This window comes from Legionella qingyii, from assembly GCF_003990155.1.
GTDB lineage: Bacteria > Pseudomonadota > Gammaproteobacteria > Legionellales > Legionellaceae > Legionella > Legionella qingyii.
The window spans coordinates 106164-128702 of sequence record NZ_RZGX01000002.1 but is presented as its reverse complement, the minus strand read 5'-3'; the positions used below and the strand labels follow the sequence as shown (position 1 = coordinate 128702).

Genomic DNA, 22539 nt, shown 5'->3' with positions numbered 1-22539 from the left:
GCTATATTTTTTGTTTCTCTCCTAAAACAGTAAGAAATGACCAAAATCGCACTTTACTTAGCCGGTGGTGGCGCCCGAGGAGCCTATCAGGCAGGGGCTCTCAAGGCGATCAGCACAATTCTAGGAGCAAAAAAAATTCCATTCAGCATGATCAGTGGTGTTAGTGTTGGCAGTATTAATGCAGCAGTAATCGCTGAAAATGCACTCGATTTTTCTGCAGGTACAAACAAGTTAAATGAATTATGGAGCAATATTACCTGTCAGCACATTTTTAAATCCAGCAATTACGCGCTCAGCGTATCGGCCATGCGGAATATGAGCAGTATGCTTACCAAGCAACGCTTATTAGGACATATTCTGGATACGTCGCCTTTGCGTCAGTTCATTAATAACATCATTAATTTTGAAACTTTGGAAGGTGTTATCAAGAATAAACACTTGGAAATGATGGAGGTCATCAGCAACTGCTATGAAGCACAAAAAACCATTTCTTTTTATCAACATCATGCAGAAGAGTTTGAAGATTGGAACGATCCACTTCATTGTAGCCAACGCGTAAACCTGAAAATGGAGTATTTTCTGGCATCTACCTCATTACCTTTATTCTTTCCACCGGCAAAAATAAATGGGCTTCATTATGGTGATGGGCATGTGGGATTAGCGGCTCCTCTACGAGGTGCTATTCGTTGTCAAGTAGATAAAATTTTAATTATTGGTACGCGTACGTTACCCAATGTAAGTGACCTCGAAAAAATACAGCGGGGTGACATTGATTTTTCACGTGTTTTGGGCGGCATGGTCAATGGATTGTTTTTAGATAATCTTGAACGCGATCTTGAGATGGTTAATCACATGAATCATATGGCTCGCATGGTACCAATAGGGAACGAGTATGCACATTGGCGGCCGATTCAAACCTTGCATTTACGGCCCAGTACGGATGTGGCTGCGATGGCTCAATCTCAATACAATAATATACCTATTTTATTACGTATTTTACTTAATTTTCTTGGGGCGAAACGTCATTCCGGTGATTTACTAAGCTTTCTTTTATTTGAAAAAGCATTCACTCGTCAATTAATGAAACTCGGCTTTGATGATACGATGGCAGCACATGGTGCTGTTTTAAATTTTTTTAATACGTAGGTATTTTGATTAATTTCAGGGGGAAATAACTGCAATGGAAGGTGTATTAATTTGTTTAACTCTTCTTTTTTTAATGGTCATCTCTGGGGTGATTACACGTTTTGTTTCCTTTCTACCCGCTCCATTGATCCAAATTTCTATAGGGACACTTCTGGCTGTTTTATTTCCTACCTTTGATGTGGGATTTAATCCTGAACTTTTTATGTTGTTGTTTATTCCTCCTTTATTATTTAATGACAGTTGGCATTTCCCAAAACGTGAGTTTTTGCTCTACACCAGACCTATTATTATGCTCTCGATAGGTTTGGTTTTTTTTACAGTGGCTGGGATTGGATATTTAGTTCATTGGCTAATTCCACTCATCCCTTTACCTGCCGCGTTTGCATTAGCGGCAGCTCTTTCTCCAACAGATGCTATATCTCTTAGATCCATGACTGCTGGAACTCGAATACCTGAGCGAATTATGCATATTTTGCAAGGGGAAGCACTTTTAAATGATGCCTCAGGTTTGGTTTCATTTAAATTGGCTGTTGTCGCGATGGTTACTGGCGTATTTTCGCTCAAAGGTGCGGTATGGAGTTTATTATTTATTAGCCTGGGTGGGATTGCTGTTGGCTTTATTCTGACATATGTTTTTATTTCGCTTTTAGGAAAGTTAACCAGACATAGCGCTCATGAAACAACTACTGAAAATCTATTGTTGTTGCTTTTGCCTTTTACTGTATATCTTGTTGCTGAGAAATTAGGTTTTTCAGGGGTATTAGCAACTGTTGCTGCGGGTTTTACCGTAGACAAAGCTGGATTTTTAGATAGAACAATGGCCAAAATGCGTATCGAAGGTCATTTTGTTTGGGGGGTGCTCGATCTTACTTTAAATGGAATTATCTTTATTCTTTTAGGATTGTATTTGCCTCATTCGATTAAATTTCTCGCGACTACAGGCTACAGTTTATCTGAATATGTACGAATTGTTGTTCTGATCACGGTGACCCTAATTTTATTACGCACATTGTGGATTTATTTAACATTACCTTTTGAAGCATTAATATCCAGACGAAACCGAAGTTCTTGGCGTTTTCCCAACATAAAAATAATCAGCACATTTTCACTAGGTGGCGTACGTGGGGCAATTGCTTTGGCTGCAATCTTATCTTTACCTCATATGATTAATGGAGCGCCTTTTCCCGCACGTAATCTATTAATTATCCTGGTGATTGGCGTTGTTCTTTGTTCTCTCTTAATGAGCAGTTTGCTCTTGCCTTTAATTACGCCTGGATTGAAAAACTTGATTCATAAACACACTCAAGATGAAGAAAATGAAGCCGTTCTTGCATTAACTAAAGCTGCAGTTGAAGCAATCAAAACAAAAATGAAGAGTTTATGTGAAGAAATCAATGAACGAGAGAAGGCTCTGTGCATTGATGTTGGAAATAAATTAATGGCAACTTTTAATCAATTTATCGCATCAAATCATGGTACTGAACATGAAAAACTTGAAAGCATGTTAGCTTTAACATTTGAGCGACAGCTAAGGTATGCGGCTCTGGAAGGGGCTCATATGGAGTTACGCACGTTGAGGAAAGAAAGAAAAATCAACAATACTACTATGATGAAAATTATTTCTAGACTGGATTTAAGACAAATTACTTTACATACGGAGCATCAAGTGATAGAGAAAACAGCTAAAAAGTAAAAATTATTCTCGATATATCAGTGGATTAAGTGATTAATTTGTGGGTACTAACATAGTAAATATCAACTCATTCTGATATTGAGCCAAAAGTTTCAGATTCAATGTACGCTCAAATTCCGTACCGCTATTCATTGAGATTCCACCCTGATTTTGCACATTGTACTGAAACATTAATTGAGTCAAACTAATAGTATTTCCATTAATCAAAATTTTCATTTTAAAATCTCCTTGTCAATGCACATCATTGATTGATTAAATTATAGACAATTGCATGGAAAGGTTTATATGGATTTAATGATTCATTTAATTGATGGGTAAATTCTGAAAAGGGACGTAATTAATAAGCATACCGAACTCAACGCACGCGCGGCATTTAATATGGGCCACGCTTGCTGATAATATGGTGAAAGACCTACTTGCCTCCGAAGCAGGTATCAAGAGTGACTGCATTGCTTGCAGGAAGCCAGTGACCGTAAGCTTCTCCATGCCAGCGACTGGTGTCTTCAAGTTTTGCTTGGACGATTTGTTTGGTGATTTCCTTGCGTTTAATCCAATTAGCACAACGTTTTTTTATCTGCCTACGAATTTGATCTCGCATAAAAGAGTAACGACAAGGATTGAACGCTTCATTAAGATTATCTGAAATATAGGGTTTCAGTAAGTTATACTTAGTGACGTGTTTGGAAAACTCCCATTTATCCCCATTCAAAACGAGGATTGGAGGCTGTGTTTGTTTTCCAATTTTCACGCTATGTGCAAGATTCATATAAAACTTCCATCCTGCATAATTTGCAGATAAATCTGCATTAGAATACACGCCATTAACTAATGTACCTAAATAGGTCTGCTCAAGGATTTGACCGTATGTGACAATCGCGGCATGGGCTTGTTCTGCTGATTTTCCATGATTGAGGAAATAGCTATAAATTTTGTAATAGGTATGCCCCATCATAAAGAAATGGCCGAGTTTGTCTGTACCAAAATAATAACCATACATATTAATCGTTGGTGCAAGTCCAATGACAAATAAGGGAGACTGCGAAAAAACGAGCCAATAAACGGTTTTCCAGGGCCAAATTTCTTTATAGAGCACGGGGTTGGAGTCTTTGGGTAACCGACGCAACCAACGTGGAAAACCCGGGCCGGTATTTTTATATACCAAATCAGCGATGTAGGCATCTTTACGACGAGCGGCTAATTGTGATGCTGAATGATGACTCTTCTGAGCTCTTGGAAGGAGCATTTGAATTTCTGCATTGGTTTGCGCGATGACCTTTTCGAGCACTTCATAAAGTCTGTAGCTTGTAGCGGGGCCTATGTCTTGTAATTCACCAGGTGGGAGCGTAAATTGATCCGTTTCTTCCGCTTGAGTTTCCTGTATTCCATAAATGCAAAATAATACAATTAGAAAGAAGATCCTTGTAAAAGCCATATTCCTTTTTCCTTTCCTAAATTGGTGAATCATTAGAATACAAAATGTTTCCAACTGTCTAGAAAAATCATTAAGAAATGTTATTTAGTCAAGTGGGATAGGCTTATGGTCCAATAGTATTTGGTGTTGGATTTGGCATATAAAAATCAAGAAAGGCTCTAATCTTGGGTAGTTCAGATCCATAAGATTGATAAAAAGTAAAAATCTCATACCGTTTGAATTTTATTTCAGGAAGAATGTGTATGAGCGTTTTTTCTTTAAGGGCCTGCTCAACGAGTTTATCTCCAGTTAAAAAGAGACCTATTCCATTTTTACAAGCCTGGTTTAGTGCATTAAAGTCGTCCATAAAGAGTATGGGATTGGGGCAAGATAAATAAGTTCCATCTGCGAGTGGAAGTTCTGTAGCCGGTTTTCTCAAGCTGTGAGAAATAAACGGGAAGGCCATGAGGTCTGATGGATGAACAGGCATCCCGTATCGTTCGATTAAACAGGGTGCTGCACAAAGAATATTGCTGACCGGACTCATCTTCCTATATTTTAACTGATCTGTAAAAGGTGGAATCTCAGGAAAGCCAACCATCACATCAATATCTTTGCGTGCCAAATCATTATCTTGTTCAGAAAATAAAAATTCGCACTCAATCAACGGATATTGAGCCATAAAATCAGCTAGTCGGTCTAGAATTAACTCCCTGGCAAGAATGGTTGAAACCAAAATGGTAATTTGACCTTGAGGGAGCTTTTGCCTTGATTCAATAAATTGTTCAATGAGTTGCGTTTCTGCGAGTAGTTTTTGACATTTTTCCAGGAGAGCCAAACCAAATACCGTGAGTTGCACTTTACGAGTATCTCGAATAAAGAGTTTCTCACCCAATTGATCCTCGAGGTTTTTAATTTGCTTACTCACCGCGGTTGCTGTAATACACAGTTCCGCTGCAGCGCGTTTGTAACTTAGATACTCTGCAACTTTTATAAAGCATCTTAATTGGGAAATATTCAACATAGTAAAGTATTTGTTTTATAATTAATCCTTAATTATAAACTAATAGTTCATAATTAAGGAAATAATGTTAATTAATATTCATGCAATTGATGAGTAAAATATAAATAAAGCAAGCATTGAGGACTATTATGAACTATCAATATCATCATGTTGGAATACCAGTAACCGAGCCACGTTCGGGTGAGCGTTATAGTCCCGTTATGGATATGTATACCTCAGGAGGGGAGTTACCCGGACGAATTCAATATCATCGATTTGGTCCCAATTGTCCTTTGCCTAAGTTGGTTCAGACTCAACCGCATATAGCCTATAAAGTTGAGAGTATTGAGGAAGCAATAAAGGGGAAACATGTTCTTCTAGAGCCATATTTTCCTTTAAAGGATTTTAGAGTGGCAATCATTGAGGAGCATGGGGCAGTAATCGAGTTTATTCAGACAAACTTATCTGAAGAAGAAATATGGGATGAGTCAAAACATCAAGATTCCATCTTGTATCCTAAAAACAGTTAAGCAGCATGCATGAGCCGGATGTTTGTCCGGTTCTTGATCATCCTGCCGCTCTCTTTTGTTTGCAAGTGAGGTTAGGACGGTTGGATTTTTGAAAAGAACAACTCAGGACTTACGAAAAACCCCAATCTCTTTGTTAAAAAATGTTTTTAATTCGGTCATTTAGTCTATCTAAACTCCCTCATTAAAAACATTTTTTGCCTCGCCCTTGAGATTTTTCGTAAGTCCTGCAACTGAAAATAATGTGTAAAATTAGCGCAAAAATCACAAATTATGTATTGCACCCCAATATAATATGAACTTACCAAGATTAAATTAAAAATTAAGATGCAAGAGTCGATTGAATTTGATGTAACTGGAGAAAGTACTGGCACCATTGAAGTGGTAATTGATGATACTTCATCTAAACTAATTGCTTTGATGCAGAGTTGGCTTGACTCCGCACCAAAGACTGAATCTGGTGCTATTGATTTAACTAAAGCCGAGCGTTTTGCTGAAGGTGGAACTCATGTGCTTTATCGATTTCCAGATGCCCCTTTTGTTATCAAGTTAATGAAACAGAATCCCAACCCTAAGGAGCTTGAAGAGCTAGAGAAAAAATATGCTGTTTTATATGATTGCTTTGACCGAGATAATAAACAACGATGTATTCGAGAACAACATTTTACCCGACAAGTCTCTCTTCCTGGGAAAGAATCTCAAAATGCAGCCCTATCAATCGTTCCATATGAAAAAAGCTTTAAATCTAAAGTGAAATTTGATTTTAAAATAGAACCCGCAGAACTTGATCCCTACTTAATCGAACACAACAAAGGGTTGTACGATAAAGTAAATAAAACGCTTATTCATAACGACCATTCTGAATTCAGTTTTAATTTTAATGATTATGCGAAAGTTGATGAACGTATTGGCGCGATTTTAAAACGTTTAGAGAGTGATACCAAACTCCAGGGTATCATGATTGAGTTCCTAAATCATTATCGCGATTTTTATCAAAAGACTAATATTATTTTGGATGCTATGGGGTTTGAAAACATACTCTTCTTTAAAGACGAACATGATGATTGGCAATTTAAAATAGGGAGTGTAATCAAGCATGACACTGGAAAATATACGAATGAGTTATTTAATGCACTACATGCTGAAAAAGAAGTTGATTTGAATTCTTTTGTTAATTTTACGCATGCTTATTTTTCACCGGCGAACATTAGGGCGGTCAATGCATGTGCGATGAGACTCGGTTTAGAACCTGTCATCCATGATGTGATGATCGATTCAAAAGATTTATTCAAAATAGCCCAACGATTATCTATTCCTGAGCGAATGCTTGCTTATGCACGACATGGCGATTTTGAACAAGTGGATAAAATACTCGAGGCAAATAAGGAGCTGCTTCATTTTGATCTAGGTGGTTTTTGGGCCTATTCTCTAATTGCTGATGAATATATTAACCATGGACAGCCACCAAAAGCACTTAAAAGTTATTTAGACACGGTAAGTAAGCTTCCGGTAATCTTGCCGGAAAATAAGGATGATGCAAAACGGGTATACAATGCAAAAACAGCCATAATCGATCGAAAAAACATACACGATAAAAAAATAATGATCCATCAAGAACTCACAATGTTCTTGTCATCATCACTATCAACATCAACCATGACGCATCATTATAAAACGCAACTGCAAGAAGCAAAATCTGAGAACCCTTCTAATATGCCTATTTTATATAACTAAAGTATCGACTTCTTTTGATGCAGAGCATTAATATAAGAATTGAGTTTCGAAAGAAGTTAATTTAATAGTTGAGTTAAAAACGGCAATAATGTTTGCAATATTTTCCAAATGAATTAGGATGGATCAATTTGGCCGATGTTTTTCTTGGAGTTATTTATGTTTGGTGAGTTATTTGAAAGTTCAGTGGCCTTAAGTATTCGATATTACTCAAACCAAGCGTATGAAGTTGTAGCAGGTATTTTGCGCCAAGCAGAACAATTTGGAATTGGTCATACCAGAGATTTCATTCGTGATCCGAAAAAGATGATTCAAACTTTAACGTCTGAAGCACGAAGCAGTGAGGATGGGTGTAGCGTTGTCAGTTTGGGATATTTGGGAGGGAACTATGCAGTTATTACCCCAAAGTCTCAATCTCAGCTTGTTGTATTAATGAATGAATTTGATAAAGAACAAGCAAGCCGGAAAGGGCACGCCTCGTTTAAATTTTTTTCTGGCAATGATTTTTTTATTATTTCAGATATTGGGCATGATGCGTTGGCATCGAGAAAAAATCTGTCTCGCTTTCTTACGCCGTCCCGACTTGCCCATCCTCTGATCTCAGAAATAGAGAAAACGGTAACGCATGATGTAGCGATTAAAATCCGACCTGCAATCTGCGGCATTGTCCGAGCTGTTATGGTAGAAAATATGCTAGGTATCGAGCAATTACCAGACAATACTTATGATGTGATGGAATCTTATCGAAATGATGTAAAACGTTGGGGGGCATTTCCTTTTCCTGAATTGCTTAATTTTATGCCGAGTTTAAGAAAAAAAAGAGATGTATATCGGGCTTTTTCAAAAGGCATTTTAGAGCAAGAATTCGAAAAAGTTGTGTCAGTACTTCATACAGAAGAGCATCCCGGAAATGCTAATTTAATTGCTGCTTCTATCGTGAGCTTATTTAAGGATGAAAACCCAACTCTGTCAGAGAATGAACTGTCAGAGGCTTTAAAATTCCTGCCTGTTCATGAGATTAGACGATATTTTGAAAATCCCATAGTTCAATCGTTGCCCATGATCCTAAAAGCTGCAGACAATTTAACTGACGCAATTGTATTGTGTCTCGAGCAAATTGCATCCGATCCTGACAAATTTGAGATGCTTCGCGATGAAATTGATGGTGCTCATTTAACGCTCGGGGAGTTCGATATTAAGGCTCTTAAATCGTTACCAATATTGGATGCTTTTTACAAGGAGTCAGTGCGGTTTGATGCTCCTGTAGCAGTACCTCGATATACTCAAAACGGGTATTCATCCGATTCAATGAACATCCCACCTAATAGCATGATTATATTTGATTTACATGCTTTAGCTAAAGGCGAACAATATTGGACTCATCCTGACGAGTTTGATCCTAAACGATTTTTACAACCTGAACAGCACGTAAAGGAAGGGATGGAATGTGATAACAAAAATAACCATACTCTTGGTCAATTCCCATTTGTCCCTTTTTCTGTAGGACAACGCAATTGTCCGGCATTTGCTGTTACAGAGGTTTTATTTAAAGCGGCTATTGCGAAACTTGTTGCAGACTATGAACTTGGTTTTGTTAAAAAAGAGGATAACGATTCAATCATACATGTTGCTTCAAGAGATAAGTTGTTCCGCTTAACACAATAATGAGCTGGATTATGAATAGAGTCTGGACTCCCGCCTATTAAATTACCTACGTGTCGCGACCGATTCGTGGCACGTAGGCAGAAGAGATAAAATTGTTACATCTTAGGAGGATTAAGTTTTGATTTAATATTCTCTCCAGATGCCTCAATTTCAGCTAAAAATGGTGCTTTAGAGATAGGGGAAACTTCAGGGCTTGTAAAAAACGCAATTTGATAACGAGATTTTAGGGCTTCTCGAGTGCCATGTTCTTCAGGAGCAATAATTATTTGTTTTCCATTAGCAAATTTTACAAAAGAAGGATTTGTCGGCTTTTCCGATAAAGCGGAAACTAAATCCCATAAGTTAGTGATTTGTTTACCATTTGCCTCAATAATACGATCACTCTCGCATAAATATCCTCGATTAAGCGCAAAATTTTCATAACCATCCGTCTCTTCTGAAGCTAAAATATTTTGTAAAACGACAATTTCCCGGAGATCTGGACCAACAGAAAGAGATGAGAAATTATTGAACATATTCGGAACATTAGAATTATCGACAATACTCTTTTGTGGTGTTGAGTAATTTGCTTTAAAAGTATCCATCAGAGATTGGGTACAACCCACGAAAACATATCCTCCATTTTTTCCAGATGGTTGGATGTGGTATTTGATTGATTTATTATTTCTGGGACCAACGAGGCTACGACCTAATTGTTCTGTTAACCTAAATGTTATATTCAAAGTGTTTAAGCCCGTCTCGTCTTTTCTTTGAATTACCAGATCTAAGTTATCGAGATATTTTTTACGCTGCAAAAGATAGAGATAAGAGATAGGATGCTCAAGCTCTTTGACTTGTACGTTACCGTCTGCCTGAATTTTATGCCCATCTATTTCAAGAATTATATCTCCTTCTTGTAAGTGGTTTTGGGCACAGGAATTTGAGGGTATCGCAGATACAAGAATACCTGTGGGTTCATTTTCTATGGAGTCTTGTATCATACCTAACTGGGCTCTAAGAAATGAATTCTTTAGGGTTTGCCACTCAAAACTAACATGGGGAACCGTAACATAATCAATAAATTTTTTGGCTCTAAGTGCACCAAATCGGTTATAGTTTTCTATGGTTTGTACAACAATCCAAGCGGGAATAAAATAGCCTACATTTGATAATGAAGAAGCGCCTTGGCTCACTATACCGATACATTCTTCTTTCTTCCCCTCGACCACTCGGGTAATAGGGCCGCCACTATTACCAGGATTGATTGGAGCGCTGGTTTGCACAGTAATACCGGGTAGGCGTGAATGGGCGATGACTGATATTTCAGTTCTTGAAATATGTCCTTTGGTGAAGGATAGACCTTTTCCTCCTGCAGGGTAGCCATAAGCATTGACTTCAGTTGAGGACGGTTGAAATTCGGGATTGATTTCTAATGGCTCCACTTTTTTAGCCATTAACGCTTCAGCCTCCTCAGAAGAGGCTTTTAGAATGGCAACATCCATGATTGGATCAACCCATACCGGTTCAACAGGTAATTCGGTAGAACCTTGATTGAACTTAATTTTCAAATAGGTTGCATTCGCTACTGCATGAGCGTTTGTTACTAAATACATTTTACCTTTATATTGAATTACTGTAACTGTGGCGCTTGATTTTGTTGGTTGACCAATAGACCAGGCTGTGACGTAATTGATTGTTTGCTTATCTGCTTCAAGTTTTAGCGTAGAATTAGTTATCATTTTATGACCTTATTTGGATGAACTCTCTATACCCATGTTGGAGGGGATAATGATGTGAAAAGATGCTGGCATAGTTATTTGCAAAGATTGTGCGCACTATGTTAGACAATGATCAGTAAGGTTGTATTTTTTTCTAAATTGCTCATTTTTTCAATGCTTGATTAGCAAAAAATCAAAATAAGAAGAACTGTTGCTGGTGTGCTTGAAGAGATATGGGCTTTTTGCATGAAATTGTCCCATGGATTTTCCAAGCCTTATCCTTCCCTCGTAACCATTGTGGCAATGATTGCACGTTTTGTATTGCTAGCCATTTCTATGAAAACGCTTCCTCTTATGCTATCTGGACTGGTATCGGTGCAGTTGGTGTGTTTTTAGTTGGACTCATTATTTTGGGAGAGCCTGCAAATATCATGCGAGTTATTGCTGCTATTTTGATCGTTTCTGGTTTATTGATGATGAAGCGTTTTTCATAGAAATGAGGAATACAATTAGCTTGGATGTTGAGTCTGAGGATTGTAACTCTGAGGTTTACTATATTGGATTTAATGTCCGCGGGATCCAGAGATATGCCAAATCACATTGCACTGTGTTATTGGCGTGATCATAGGGGATCTCGCGGCCGATTTACTAAATATCCATTAATTGATTCGAGAGAATGTAATTATTAAATCAAATATACATTGACGTTCGAATTTCGTCGAACCGAGCGTCATCATGCTCTTGCATTTTTTCAGCGGCTAGCAACTCCTCTTGCTCTTGTTCTTGTTGTGCTTTTAATTTCATTAGCTCAATCATATTCTGGGTTTTTAATTCTTGTAAAATAGCAGCCAACAAAATATCAGTCGTAGTCTGTATGCTTATTTCTTGAATGGGGTGCTGTATTTTCTCGTTTTTTTGCGTTTCTTGTATTTCTGGTGAGGGGGGCATTGGATTTTGATTAAAAAAGAGCTGCGAGTCCTGATTTGAGTAGGGCTTTTGGGCTTTATTATTTCCATTTGCCAGACGAGTACTTGTAGCTTTTTTACCCATGATGATCTCCTTTTCCTTATGAGTCCCCTTCAGATTAATCTAAATATTGATTTAAATGCAAATGTTTTTTTCAAGATTGGCAAAAATTGCGTTTATATAATTAATATTGGCCATCAAGAGCAGATCTACTCCGTTTTTTTATTTAAGAGCATTCTATGCCTATATTGCGCATCTTGGTTGATAATTTTGTGACAAATCGATTATGTGCACCGTGTGTTTTCTTTAGGCGCCCATAGTGCAATGACCACTTCATCTTTGATGTGGATTGCTGTGTGAAAATTGGACTTATTGGGCATGATTTAATAATTTGTTAAGGCTGATTTGCAATAATACGTGCTACTTGTTTGATTTTAATGCGCGCAATTTTGACCTTTTAAGCTACAACACGAGAATTAAAAATTATGAGAGCACTCTTTGAGAAACCTACTTCGGCAGCTGATGTAACTACTTCTATGTCGCACGCTGATATTTGTACTTGTACTATGTGTATGAAAAGCAAATTACCTACTGAGGTAGCGAACAGGTATTTACATAGCTTGCAAGCTACTATGGTGGATCGACGAAATCCAGATAAACCCGGCAGCAAACCATTAATGAAAGCAGTAGAGGCGCATGCCATTCTCAAAGCAGGTACAGAAATAAACATGCTGGACGCAACTGGAATTAGTAAATATGATATACCTGATACAGGATGTGTGGTTCAAATAGCTCCCCCCAAAGAATTGACTATTAAAGCAACATGGAAAAATAAAAATCAGGAATGCGCTCAAAGTGGTAGGGATGCGAATGTTTTTGGCAGCTTGGGTGTATTAGCTATTCCATCCGATGTTCAAGTAGTGGATATTCCCAAAATGAATGCTCGTGCTGTACCCAGAGAGTTTTTAGCTAAATACGGTGCCGAGTTAATTCCATTGGAACAATCATTTATTTTGGATGCTGTTGATGATCAGTCATTAGAAAACCTGTACTTGGTTGAATATCAATGGGATGCAGATTACATACAAGACTATGTAATGAAAAGAAACGGTGGTGGTGGTTTATTTGTAGAAACACATCCATTTCCTCATGTTTTTACACCTTTGTCCCCTAAGTGCAGTGGTGCATTGATACTCGGAGTAGAGAAGGCTGGTGGGGAGTTTGATTTTGCTGCTTTCGAGATACCTTTTGGATATACGATGAAAATTGGTAGTAATGTAATCCATGGCGACTCGTTTTTTGTCGGACCTTACGCAATCGCATTAACTGAAACTGAATTAGCTGATTCCGTTATTTTAAAACAAGATACCCCTCAGCGTGCCCCACAAAAAGTAGCTCAAACCCCTGCTAAAACGTATAAAATAGGTTTATCTGAGGATGTTAAGGTACATAATCAAGACGCGTTTGAAAAGCGGTTAAGCTTTTTTAAGCGGTTACCCAAAGAGGTTTTAAGTGAAGTTTGTCATTTTTCACCAGAGTCTCAAAAAGCGTTTGATCAACAATTTGGATTAGTAGCTTATTCATCTTAACTCATGTGATATCAAAATGGTCATCGGTGAATTAGTGACGGACACGAGTTTTTTAGATCGGGACTTACGAAAACCCCCAATCTTTTCGTTAAAAAATGTTTTTAATTGGGTCATTTAGTATACCGAAACTCCCTCATTAAAAACATTTTTTGCCTTAACCTTGGGGGCGTAAGTCCTGTAGATTGAGTGAGTTCGGCTTCGTTGTGATGTATTGTAAATGGGGCATCGGTCAAAGTAGTTACTCATTTGCTTTTTTTCTTCTGAGAAATTAAGCAGGCCAAATGAAAAGTGTCATCTTTTCAAAGTGAATAATAAAGTGTATTATACAAAAAACATCCAAATTGGAAAATAATTTCCATTGAAATTTAAAATTTGCAACGTAGCTTTATTAATTATGAGGTAAATGGATATGTTTGGTAAAATTAGCCTAGCAAAAAAAAATACTTTTGAACAAGATATAGCCGCAAAGCAAAGTAAAAAGCTGCAAGAAAATTTAGAAAAGCTTGCTGTTCCAGCTGATGAACAAGAAAAAATCATGAAAATGCGGAATAATTCATCTGATGAATACCGTAAGGAGCGCTGTTTTTGGTTCCTTGAAAATCATACAATTCCTAAGAGTAAAACCAAGTATAATCAGCATCACTTTGAAACATTCGAGAAATGTCAGCGTGAGCTTAGCGAAGCGCTTGGCGAGAAGACGGAAGAACAAAAGCCAGAGAGTGTGAGGTTTGGATTTAGATAGATCACTTGCTGTGGATAGTATTTACGATAGGAGCTGTTATCGAAATTCTGCGGGATCGGGCAACCAAAATACACCGTTTGATGCATTAACCACAACATCCACCGCAGGACTTCCTGCGGCCATAGCGATGAGTTGATCGGTCCATTTTGCATACGTGTCTGCGGATTGGAATTCGAATTTTTGCTCTGAATTCATCAGGGTTAATGCAATCATTATACCAATCATTTCATAGATGATTGGTTTTTGATACTCGTACATGCATTTTTGCGCAATGGTAACTCGGTCATTTTTTCCATCCATCAGTATTGGTTGAGCTATGTGTTTTAATACATTTTCTTCCATAGTTAGCCCTGTAAACGCTGCAACACGTTTAACCAGTTCTTCTTTAGGATAGATTAGTGACATAACCACGTCACGATTCATACCTGGTTCGTGGAACACTGGTTGATGCTTAAGGATATGAGGAAACTCTTCTATATAAGGCACACACTGGGTCACTTCAAAGTAATCGTCGATTGATTTAAGCATTTTCCTGAAATCGAAGCAAACCTCAGTATTTAGCTCTGCTTTCAAATCATTTAAATAACAGATAATTGCCAAACCACCCATGATACGAGCGCGGGCTTCAGGCGAGTTGGTATCAGCCTTGCTGATGGGATATGCAATGCTGAGCCAACGATTGGGTGCTGAAGCCAATTCCTCTATTGGGGCTCGGAGATTACGTCCATAGTTTTTTATAGTGTAATCTATAACGCGATCACATAACTCTTGGCGTGGCCTTAAAGTCATTATTTCCGTTGGCTTAGATGCGCTTCGCTCCTTGATTTCATCTTCGTTCATCTTCGTTACTCATTTCTAATTAAATGTGTACGTGGTTCGGCTAGGCTTTTTTGTATTAAAAGGCCTCCTATTCATCATCTGAACTACTACCAGGACGAGGCGTTGTAATGCATGGTGTATAACATCGATCTAGAGCATTCATGAACGCTTTTTTCCCATCAAAGCCTCTATCAGACTCGACTAACCAGGGTTGATCCCCTTGCGTATTGGTAATTTTTATACGCTGTAACATACCAGGTAGTGCTCTTATCTCGTGTGTTGCAATCGCTAGTCCTTCCCCGTGATTTTTATGAATACAGTGAGGTGATTGATGATGTAAAGAAATAATATCTTCAGGGAAGAGCGGAACTGCACCACCAAATATACGAGCCCTATTCATATTGGCAAAGAGATTTGCTGGTCCCTGAGCATAGGCTATGGTATGAGCTAAAGCCTGTGAATATTCTCCGTCATAATATGAGTGCTTTACCAAGTCTAGTTCGTCGCTTCGCATGGCATCAATATTATTTTTATATTCTTTTTTAATTTGGTGTATTATTTGGGCACGTTCAACGCTTGTCAGACCCTCTTTTTTTAGAGACTCAGCAAGGTCGATAAGACGCATACAATGTGTCCCCAATTTCTCAGCAATATCTACAATCGAATCCAAATGTTGATCTTTTATTATTTGTCCATTTAAGCCTGCTACAGTTTGACCTGTGATTAAACCAAGGCCATACATTGCAGAACCGATGCCGGACTCAAGTATCTTACGACATTCCTTTTCAGGTAAATGAGTGACTTTAGATAGCTCTTTTGGATCGATGCTTACTAGTTTTTCAAGAGCGGCTCTCGCTTCGGGATATCGTTTGGCGAGATGTCTATGTATGTTTAATCGGTGTGTCATATCAATGTAAAACGCTTGACAGGCTTCAACTCCCTCTTGAGCATGTTGATACCGCTCTTGTAACATTGAGGTATATTCTATCACCGTTTTTCCCTGCATCTTGGCTCGTTCTTCGAGCTGTTCTTTAGGCAAGTTTAAAGCGGCTTCGGTTAGCTCCATATCCGAGAAATATTTGCGACCTTTGTCCGTGATACATTCTAAGTGATGTTCTAAAGCAATACCGCACGCATCAACCAATCTTTTGTGTTTTTGGGGATACATGAACAAAGTCAAGAGACCTCCTGTAAATCCCTGTACAACTAACTCTTGCGATCGACTCGGTGTATAAGCCTCTTTTGCTGGATGAGGAATCTGTCCAGTTGGTAATTGTTCGGCATAAGCTAATAACTCTTGCACTGTGCCAAATTGCATCTCAACATCTGTCATTAAGTGTTCTTTGTCTGCTCGATGGAGTTTTTCTGCCTCTTGGAATCGTTGTTGATCTCTAGAATCTAGGGTGTATAGTACGACTCCTGTACCAGCTCCGGTACCAAGGATAACTGCTGCAGTTTTTTTCGGCTTAAATGCATTTTTTAGACCAGAACTCGCTTGTCGGTGTATTTGCCTGACATAAAGTAATTTTGACAACATAACTTTCCCCGCAAAACCTATACTTGTTGGCTATTATAACATCACGTTGATTAATGAATTATTAAGCGAAATGCCTGATTCGTTCGAATTCAAGTTAAAAATTGGGGTACTTAGCACTCATAAAAGTGTTTGTTTTTTATTGAAACCAAACCACGTTAATGGATAGGGCGATGCCCTTATTGTTATAAAAAAATGCTTAGTGAATTAATTTGCTATAATTTGTATTAATAAGTTTCGAATTATGAGGAGTAGACATGTGGAAAAAATCCAATCTGGTAAAAGGGGGAAGTATATTTAAAACGCGTCAAACAACTACGAATATTGAACGGTTTTTTAAACTTGACTCTAATATGTGGAAGACTTCAAGCAGCAAGCAACTCGTTTACTTACCCATTTCTTATGGTGGGAATTTGTTAACAGCAGAAAATGCTTTATGGAAATTAAGAACACTTGAAACAGGTAAATGTTGGGCAAGAACAATGGCTCTTAGTGAGTTTGACCGTGGCTTCCCACTTTTTTTGGGGGTATCAACTAAAATACCTTGCGGATTGAATGGTTCATCTCAATTAGTTAAATTTCTGGACGATGGACGCGTAGATGAGCAAAAAACAGAACGTGCTTTTCTTGGTCATCATAAGCAGAGTAGTGAACATTTTGAAGGCTCCGCATTGTCTTTTTCCCATCAATGGACTATCTACCATTTCTTTTCACTTGCCTCTGGAAAAACAAGTATTGTTTTGGCTGATTCCACAGCGATTCCTGATGATTATGTTTATATTCAGGGAGCTAGTGAAACACCACCAGGGTATGACGGATCAGGCAGCCCGGAGACATATGCTTTTGAGCATGAGGTAACCGTGCAAGATGTGCCATTAATCGCTATGCCAGGAAGATTGCATAGGCAAGGATTGAAATTGGTATTTTCTGCTAATCCTTATTTTATTGATCTGCAAAATAAATCGCTCCCGGAAGAAGTAAGAGCACTGGCACAACAGGCGATTCAAAGTTTCCTAATAGCCAGCGCAATACAACGAACAGGGAAGCCTGTTCCTGGTCAACCCTATATTACAATGGAAGAGGCGGCTCAAATACAGAAAAGAGCTATCGATATTTATATTGAATCGCTGGTTGAAATAATGGACATGACTTCAGAACAAATGGATGCATATCATCTATTTCTTCGTGAAATGAGAGGGCATGGAGAAATAGTGCATTATACTCATATTGAAGTTGAGGAAGAGGAAAAAGAATATGGTATGGAACAAGATAGCACGGTAAAAATAGAAGAGATTACTGATGAGGAAGCAAAGAAAATAGAGGAAAAAGAAGGTAAAGTTGTCGAAGAGGAAGAGAGCAGGCAAAAATTTCAAACCTAACCGTAAATAATGGAATACTCTTAAAATTCATCACCTATTGAATGTGGTGTTGGAAATAAATTTGCTAAAGTGAACTAATTTTATTAAGATGATTTCGCTTTTTAATATTATTTTTTAGCCGTTTTTAATTTCAAAAAGAGTATTTATTTATGATGATGAAATCCATGTTTAGACCATTTGCAGCTAGAAGTTCTTCTTTTTTTCAATCCTCATCTTTATCTAATCGAGCATACAGTACGCCTGCATATCGAGTTAAATTAATGGAAAAAGATGGTGATAGAATAGGTGTAATCACTTCAAAAGAAAATAATCCTGAAAAACTGTCAAAATTAAAAGAAGAGTTAGCAGCGAAAGACTATGAAGTGTACGCGGTGACCCCAGAGGAAATTATGGTGGTACAAAGTAAAGCTAAATTCTTAAAAGACATCAATGATGCTGCAAGAGAAATTGAAGAGAATACCTCTAATTTTAAACCTTAGTTTTTTACACTTGGGATGCGTGAAAACTCACGTATTCCCATATAAGTGACCATTTAAGATGTTGGCGCTTTCATAAAATGAGCCTCTTTGGGCTTCCACAAATATGTATCTGAATGCACACGATGAAACGCTAAGCAGCGGCTAACAGTTCCCAAATAATACAAGTCAAAAATACAAGGGGTGGTTTTAAATGAATCGATATACAGGTGAATGCTTATGTGGTACGTGCCGATATATTATTACGGGGCAACAGCCAACAGTAATGTATTTATGTCATTGTAGTCGATGTCGAAAAGAAACTGGTACGATGCATGGTGCGAATGTTTTCTTTGATAAGGCTCAATTATCGTGGGAAAAGGGAGAGAATAATCTCAGCTATTTCAAGTTACACAACACGCGAAAGGAACGCATATTTTGTAAGACGTGTGGCAGCCCACTTCCTCGACAAGACGAGAGAGGGTACGTGGTTTTACCCGCTGGTTCTTTAGATGATGATTCGCTCTTAGAACCAACAGCTCATATTTTCTATGCAAGTCGTGCGTCATGGGAGGATAAGGTAGCGGATTTGCAACGATTTGATGAGTTACCAAAGTCAGATTGAAGCGGACAACGTTGTGGCCTGGATTGGTCGCCACGAGTCCTACTGAGCGTAGCGATGGACCTCTGGAAGCAGATTGGTGCTCTAACGCGGAGATCTTCGCTACCTTTAGGAACAAACAACTACCTCATTTGTACCAGCTCATAATAATAAGGAGATATAGGTTTTCCGCTTCCTTGACTATAGGACCATAGCTTCTTAGGAGGCTCTAAAACGACTGCTTTAGTATTAATCGTCGCTAATTTAAAATCTTTAGGGTTCGTAGCAATTAAAATTAACGTCTTGCCAGACCACGTTATCGAGTTTGACCAATATCGATACATCAGACTATCCAGGTCAAAAATATGTCTACCTACAATGGGATAAATGTTTTGTATTACTCCATGTTCCAAAAGCTTTGCTTGATAAAATGCAAGCTCGCTTCCTATGTTATAGGCATCTAACGGAACTAGAATTGGTTCAGTATTTCTTGTATAGCTCACATTTTTTGCTAAATCATGGAATTGTTCGGTAAGATTTTCCCATGAAATCATTTTTTGGAAGAATAATTGTGATACTTTTTGAGAGGGACCAAAAGTTATCATGACGATGACACAAACATAGCAAAGTAATAAAAAAACTGCGCCTATATGCCATAATTTGTAAAACTTTTTACTTTTAGAAATGAGTATTGCAAGCCAAGGAATAATCGATATAAGTCCTGGGCCTATCCAATCTAACTTAATGGCATGATTAAGACTATATACTCCAAAAAAGAGCAAGGGAAAGAGCGTAAATATTTGCAGAAACCGTATTGTTTTGAGTTCAATGTTCGTCATGGTTGTCGATTTTTTATCCCATAAACGATAAAAACCCATCACCCCCGCGGGCATTAAAAATAAGAATACCAATCCAATAAAATGATGGAAGGAAAAATGATTCACTGATTTAAACCGACGCACGCTTTGAAATGCAAATGAAGCCCATTCGTGCATAAAATTCCAATAAATTACTGGAGTAAACAGAAGTGCGGCGATTAATACACAAAGATAGGGTTCTTTGCGAGTAAACCAATATCGTGTTGAAGGCACTATGATTAGATAAAGAAGTACAGCCGGGCCAAGTAATACAATGGTGTATTTGGATAGCATCCCCAGACCCAGCCACATACCTGCTTTGTACCAGGATTTAGATTCATCGAAAAAAAACACGCGATAGAAATAATAGAGTGCAGCGGCCCAACAAAGCAGAACGGGTTGATCCGGTGTCGTTAGAGTCGATTGTATAAAATAAAACGGCAGAAGAGATAATAAGAATACAGCATTCAGGCCGGAGCCTCGATGAATTAATTCTGTTAATTTGTAAATGAAAAATGCAGCCCCTCCCCAACACAGCAACGCTGGAATCCGGATGCTGAACTCATTGGTACCAAATATTAGGGTAGAGATTTTAATTAACAATGCGACCATGGGAGGATGGTCCAGATAGCCAAAATCCAGATGTTGCGAATAATTCCAATAATAAGCTTCTTCAACGAAAACATCATGTGAACCAACGCTTAAAATACGTAGTGCTAAAGAAACAAAAATAATTGAAAGAGTGAGCAATATATTAATATTTTGGCTCAATCCATGACGAGAAAGAGCAATATTTTCGGATTTAAGTATAGAAGTCATTATCCATGTACAGAAAACTTAAACAGGCCACATTCTATCCTTTTTAAGGAGGGGAGCAAAGTAATAATTGTTTACTCACTTTATAGATAATTGCATTGAGTGATTTTGCTAGCATTCTGTGAAAATTTTAGACTAACGTTGGTTCTAAATGATCTTTAAAGTGTACTTGTTTTCAATTAACGTGGTAAGCGGTTGGTTTATTTCACTGTTAAATCAGCGGCACCCGCTGTCGAGTGCCTCACTTTACTATTATGGAAATGAGAAACCATTATCAATAGCTGGTTCAACCGATCTCAGGTTTTCGAGCAATTGCGCGAGATCGTCGGTTCTTACTTTATCAAGCTGGTCTATGGCTTCCCAATCCAATAAAACATCCCCTGGCCACGCATTCAGAGCCCCAGCTCCGTTGGCATCCTCCGAATCGCGAGTTATTGCAAAAGTAACTCCAAGACCACTAGAATCAGAAATAACCAATGGAAACCAAGACTCCTTGTTACCTGTTGTATGATTGTGGAATGTTAACTCCCGCGGTAATGTACGTTCATTAAACTCTGGCTTCGGGGCAAATGCACGGTCTTTTCGGCAATATTCATTAGCCACATGAACTGGAATATCGCGCTGGGCGATACCTACTTTCATCCAGGCTGACTCTATGGCTGTCCAATTGTTTGTTTCGAACCAACCATCATACCCATCAAGATAATTTTTTAATGCATTTTTGAGTGGCGTAAAATCAAAATGCTTTGACCCCTTATGCTCGACCCCATTTTTTATGTATGTCAAACCATTCATCTCTATCGCCTCACAGCGTTTGAGCATTTCCGCTTTTGTCTCTGGATCCATATATTGTTCCAGCATCCGGCACATGTGGGTGTCCTTTGCCCAGTAGGCATATTCGTATGCGCTGATGTCTTTGAATGTTCTACCCGAATAGTCCGTTACTGTACCAGTTTTCAACAGCAATTCAGGATGCATATCGAGTATCTTTTTTACTTTATCTTGTTTTCCAGTCGCTACATATAACAACAGTTGAGGTAATAAATCCTTCAACCTATCTGGCTGGAATAAAGCATGCAGTCTTTTGTGGGTTGCTACAAATGCGCTGGTATGCGTATCTTCTTTGGGTTCCTTTTTTTTGAGATAGGAGCCAATTTCTTTAATAATATCAAGGGGAATGGTATCAAAATAAGGAAATTGACTCATCATCTCGAGCATCTCATTGGGTAAACCTGCAATCTTTGATAAGTCGTCCATCAATTCAAGTTGCTCATTAGAATGCAAGGTATAAAAATTTAAAAACTGATTCTTAATTTGATTGGGTATATTCGCGAAAGCAGTATTGTTTTCGATAATCTGTCGTACAGCCTTTTCATAGAGTGATTTAAAATGGTTATGAGGTTCTGCTGATTTTATTTGGGACTCTGCCATGTTCAAATATATCTCAAGTGATTTAGTGAGCGCCGGTTGTAGCATATAATGCGCTATTTGAACAGTAATTGATTTTAAAGAGTAATTGATTAACACGATGGGTCGCAAAAATGCCAGTATGCTTCCACCTCGAGCAAAGATCGATTGAACAGCAAAAAAACTGAAGGTAAAATGCACCAATTAAGCTAAAATAAGGACCTATTATGTTTTTTAAGCAATCAAAAAATCCTAGTGTTACACCTCAAGAATTAAACAGAGTCATTCAAAATTTAAATGCACAACGCGAGTTGGTAGAACGTCAATTGCAAGATGGTTCTATATCACAAAAGATGGGACAGGAAGAGATGCAACGCCTATCAAGTCTTGTTGGAGCTTATAATGATAATCTGATGTCAGCACTAGACGCGCAACAAGCCACGTCAACTCCAGGGGTTTGAGGTTTTTGTAGCGGTTTTTGATTCATAATTTCCAATTTCC

Annotated in this window: 20 protein-coding genes and 1 pseudogene; 12 read left to right on the top strand and 9 right to left on the bottom strand. The window is 38.1% G+C overall.

Annotated elements, in window-relative coordinates:
* Window positions 1-36 precede the first annotated feature (36 nt).
* Entirely contained in the window at window positions 37-1146 is a 1110-nt protein-coding gene (locus ELY20_RS01800; RefSeq protein WP_110141078.1) for a patatin-like phospholipase family protein, read from the top strand.
* Window positions 1147-1180: 34 nt separating this feature from the next.
* Window positions 1181-2839, top strand: a complete 1659-nt coding sequence (locus tag ELY20_RS01795; RefSeq protein ID WP_110141079.1) for a Na+/H+ antiporter — start codon at window positions 1181-1183, stop codon at window positions 2837-2839.
* A gap of 33 nt (window positions 2840-2872) precedes the next feature.
* On the opposite strand, the gene ELY20_RS01790 is transcribed toward ELY20_RS01795, so the two are convergent.
* The 3 genes from ELY20_RS01790 to ELY20_RS01780 form a co-directional block, all read right to left on the bottom strand.
* Complete coding sequence (locus ELY20_RS01790; RefSeq protein ID WP_110141080.1) at window positions 2873-3055, bottom strand: hypothetical protein; 183 nt, start codon at window positions 3053-3055, stop codon at window positions 2873-2875.
* Window positions 3056-3251: 196 nt separating this feature from the next.
* Entirely contained in the window at window positions 3252-4271 is a 1020-nt protein-coding gene (locus ELY20_RS01785; RefSeq protein WP_110141081.1) for a hypothetical protein, read from the bottom strand.
* Window positions 4272-4374: 103 nt separating this feature from the next.
* Window positions 4375-5274 carry a LysR family transcriptional regulator gene (locus ELY20_RS01780; RefSeq protein WP_110141082.1) on the bottom strand — a complete coding sequence of 300 codons (900 nt, stop codon included), beginning with the start codon at window positions 5272-5274 and terminating at the stop codon, window positions 4375-4377.
* Between the two features lie 128 nt (window positions 5275-5402).
* Here ELY20_RS01780 and ELY20_RS01775 point away from each other — a divergent pair, with 128 nt between their 5' ends.
* The 3 genes from ELY20_RS01775 (at window position 5403) to ELY20_RS01765 (ending at window position 9176) form a co-directional block, all read left to right on the top strand.
* Entirely contained in the window at window positions 5403-5783 is a 381-nt protein-coding gene (locus ELY20_RS01775; RefSeq protein ID WP_110141083.1) for a helicase, read from the top strand.
* Between the two features lie 324 nt (window positions 5784-6107).
* Window positions 6108-7514, top strand: a complete 1407-nt coding sequence (locus ELY20_RS01770) for a hypothetical protein (protein ID WP_233590471.1) — start codon at window positions 6108-6110, stop codon at window positions 7512-7514.
* A 156-nt stretch (window positions 7515-7670) separates the two neighbouring features.
* Window positions 7671-9176, top strand: coding sequence for a cytochrome P450 (locus tag ELY20_RS01765; RefSeq protein WP_110141084.1), 1506 nt, complete (start codon window positions 7671-7673; stop codon window positions 9174-9176).
* 95 nt (window positions 9177-9271) lie between these two features.
* Here the strand turns inward: ELY20_RS01765 and ELY20_RS01760 are convergent, their stop codons facing one another.
* Window positions 9272-10894, bottom strand: coding sequence for a S1C family serine protease (locus ELY20_RS01760; RefSeq protein WP_110141085.1), 1623 nt, complete (start codon window positions 10892-10894; stop codon window positions 9272-9274).
* A 225-nt stretch (window positions 10895-11119) separates the two neighbouring features.
* Between ELY20_RS01760 and ELY20_RS01755 the strand changes: the two are divergent.
* A pseudogene (locus ELY20_RS01755) lies at window positions 11120-11367 on the top strand (DMT family transporter).
* Window positions 11368-11563: 196 nt separating this feature from the next.
* On the opposite strand, the gene ELY20_RS01750 reads toward ELY20_RS01755, so the two are convergent.
* The gene (locus tag ELY20_RS01750; protein ID WP_110141086.1) at window positions 11564-11923 is read right to left on the bottom strand and encodes a hypothetical protein; all 360 of its coding nucleotides are present in this window, start codon (window positions 11921-11923) and stop codon (window positions 11564-11566) included.
* A 401-nt stretch (window positions 11924-12324) separates the two neighbouring features.
* Here ELY20_RS01750 and ELY20_RS01745 point away from each other — a divergent pair, with 401 nt between their 5' ends.
* Window positions 12325-13428, top strand: coding sequence for a hypothetical protein (locus tag ELY20_RS01745; RefSeq protein WP_110141087.1), 1104 nt, complete (start codon window positions 12325-12327; stop codon window positions 13426-13428).
* Between the two features lie 409 nt (window positions 13429-13837).
* The gene (locus ELY20_RS01740; protein WP_126955294.1) at window positions 13838-14170 is read left to right on the top strand and encodes a hypothetical protein; all 333 of its coding nucleotides are present in this window, start codon (window positions 13838-13840) and stop codon (window positions 14168-14170) included.
* Between the two features lie 36 nt (window positions 14171-14206).
* On the opposite strand, the gene ELY20_RS01735 is transcribed toward ELY20_RS01740, so the two are convergent.
* Entirely contained in the window at window positions 14207-15010 is an 804-nt protein-coding gene (locus ELY20_RS01735; RefSeq protein ID WP_110141089.1) for a hypothetical protein, read from the bottom strand.
* A 67-nt stretch (window positions 15011-15077) separates the two neighbouring features.
* On the bottom strand, window positions 15078-16526 hold the full coding sequence (locus ELY20_RS01730) for a hypothetical protein (RefSeq protein ID WP_110141090.1): 1449 nt from the start codon (window positions 16524-16526) through the stop codon (window positions 15078-15080).
* Window positions 16527-16780: 254 nt separating this feature from the next.
* Between ELY20_RS01730 and ELY20_RS01725 the strand changes: the two genes are divergently transcribed.
* The 3 genes from ELY20_RS01725 to ELY20_RS01715 all read left to right on the top strand — a co-directional run bounded on the left by ELY20_RS01725 (window position 16781) and on the right by ELY20_RS01715 (window position 18982).
* A complete protein-coding gene (locus ELY20_RS01725; protein ID WP_110141091.1) occupies window positions 16781-17902 on the top strand; it encodes a hypothetical protein in 1122 nt (373 codons plus the stop codon).
* A 149-nt stretch (window positions 17903-18051) separates the two neighbouring features.
* The gene (locus ELY20_RS01720; protein ID WP_110141092.1) at window positions 18052-18381 is read left to right on the top strand and encodes a hypothetical protein; all 330 of its coding nucleotides are present in this window, start codon (window positions 18052-18054) and stop codon (window positions 18379-18381) included.
* A 190-nt stretch (window positions 18382-18571) separates the two neighbouring features.
* Window positions 18572-18982 carry a GFA family protein gene (locus ELY20_RS01715; RefSeq protein ID WP_110141093.1) on the top strand — a complete coding sequence of 137 codons (411 nt, stop codon included), beginning with the start codon at window positions 18572-18574 and terminating at the stop codon, window positions 18980-18982.
* 119 nt (window positions 18983-19101) lie between these two features.
* On the opposite strand, the gene ELY20_RS01710 is transcribed toward ELY20_RS01715, so the two are convergent.
* Window positions 19102-20634, bottom strand: a complete 1533-nt coding sequence (locus ELY20_RS01710) for a glycosyltransferase family 39 protein (RefSeq protein ID WP_110141094.1) — start codon at window positions 20632-20634, stop codon at window positions 19102-19104.
* A 249-nt stretch (window positions 20635-20883) separates the two neighbouring features.
* Window positions 20884-22062, bottom strand: a complete 1179-nt coding sequence (locus ELY20_RS01705) for a hypothetical protein (protein WP_127059465.1) — start codon at window positions 22060-22062, stop codon at window positions 20884-20886.
* Window positions 22063-22265: 203 nt separating this feature from the next.
* On the opposite strand from ELY20_RS01705, the gene ELY20_RS01700 reads away from it, so the two are divergent.
* The gene (locus tag ELY20_RS01700; RefSeq protein WP_110141096.1) at window positions 22266-22499 is read left to right on the top strand and encodes a hypothetical protein; all 234 of its coding nucleotides are present in this window, start codon (window positions 22266-22268) and stop codon (window positions 22497-22499) included.
* Window positions 22500-22539: the final 40 nt, after the last annotated feature.

Coding starts and splice junctions, on each gene's coding strand:
- ELY20_RS01785 (WP_110141081.1), bottom strand. CDS start 4,271: ATGGCTTTTACAAGGATCTTCTTTCTAATTGTATTATTTTGCATTTAT.
- ELY20_RS01790 (WP_110141080.1), bottom strand. CDS start 3,055: ATGAAAATTTTGATTAATGGAAATACTATTAGTTTGACTCAATTAATG.
- ELY20_RS01770 (WP_233590471.1), top strand. CDS start 6,108: ATGCAAGAGTCGATTGAATTTGATGTAACTGGAGAAAGTACTGGCACC.
- ELY20_RS01725 (WP_110141091.1), top strand. CDS start 16,781: ATGTGGAAAAAATCCAATCTGGTAAAAGGGGGAAGTATATTTAAAACG.
- ELY20_RS01750 (WP_110141086.1), bottom strand. CDS start 11,923: ATGGGTAAAAAAGCTACAAGTACTCGTCTGGCAAATGGAAATAATAAA.
- ELY20_RS01730 (WP_110141090.1), bottom strand. CDS start 16,526: ATGTTGTCAAAATTACTTTATGTCAGGCAAATACACCGACAAGCGAGT.
- ELY20_RS01740 (WP_126955294.1), top strand. CDS start 13,838: ATGTTTGGTAAAATTAGCCTAGCAAAAAAAAATACTTTTGAACAAGAT.
- ELY20_RS01775 (WP_110141083.1), top strand. CDS start 5,403: ATGAACTATCAATATCATCATGTTGGAATACCAGTAACCGAGCCACGT.
- ELY20_RS01715 (WP_110141093.1), top strand. CDS start 18,572: ATGAATCGATATACAGGTGAATGCTTATGTGGTACGTGCCGATATATT.
- ELY20_RS01795 (WP_110141079.1), top strand. CDS start 1,181: ATGGAAGGTGTATTAATTTGTTTAACTCTTCTTTTTTTAATGGTCATC.
- ELY20_RS01735 (WP_110141089.1), bottom strand. CDS start 15,010: ATGAACGAAGATGAAATCAAGGAGCGAAGCGCATCTAAGCCAACGGAA.
- ELY20_RS01780 (WP_110141082.1), bottom strand. CDS start 5,274: ATGTTGAATATTTCCCAATTAAGATGCTTTATAAAAGTTGCAGAGTAT.
- ELY20_RS01745 (WP_110141087.1), top strand. CDS start 12,325: ATGAGAGCACTCTTTGAGAAACCTACTTCGGCAGCTGATGTAACTACT.
- ELY20_RS01705 (WP_127059465.1), bottom strand. CDS start 22,062: ATGGCAGAGTCCCAAATAAAATCAGCAGAACCTCATAACCATTTTAAA.
- ELY20_RS01700 (WP_110141096.1), top strand. CDS start 22,266: ATGTTTTTTAAGCAATCAAAAAATCCTAGTGTTACACCTCAAGAATTA.
- ELY20_RS01760 (WP_110141085.1), bottom strand. CDS start 10,894: ATGATAACTAATTCTACGCTAAAACTTGAAGCAGATAAGCAAACAATC.
- ELY20_RS01765 (WP_110141084.1), top strand. CDS start 7,671: ATGTTTGGTGAGTTATTTGAAAGTTCAGTGGCCTTAAGTATTCGATAT.
- ELY20_RS01800 (WP_110141078.1), top strand. CDS start 37: ATGACCAAAATCGCACTTTACTTAGCCGGTGGTGGCGCCCGAGGAGCC.
- ELY20_RS01710 (WP_110141094.1), bottom strand. CDS start 20,634: ATGACTTCTATACTTAAATCCGAAAATATTGCTCTTTCTCGTCATGGA.
- ELY20_RS01720 (WP_110141092.1), top strand. CDS start 18,052: ATGATGATGAAATCCATGTTTAGACCATTTGCAGCTAGAAGTTCTTCT.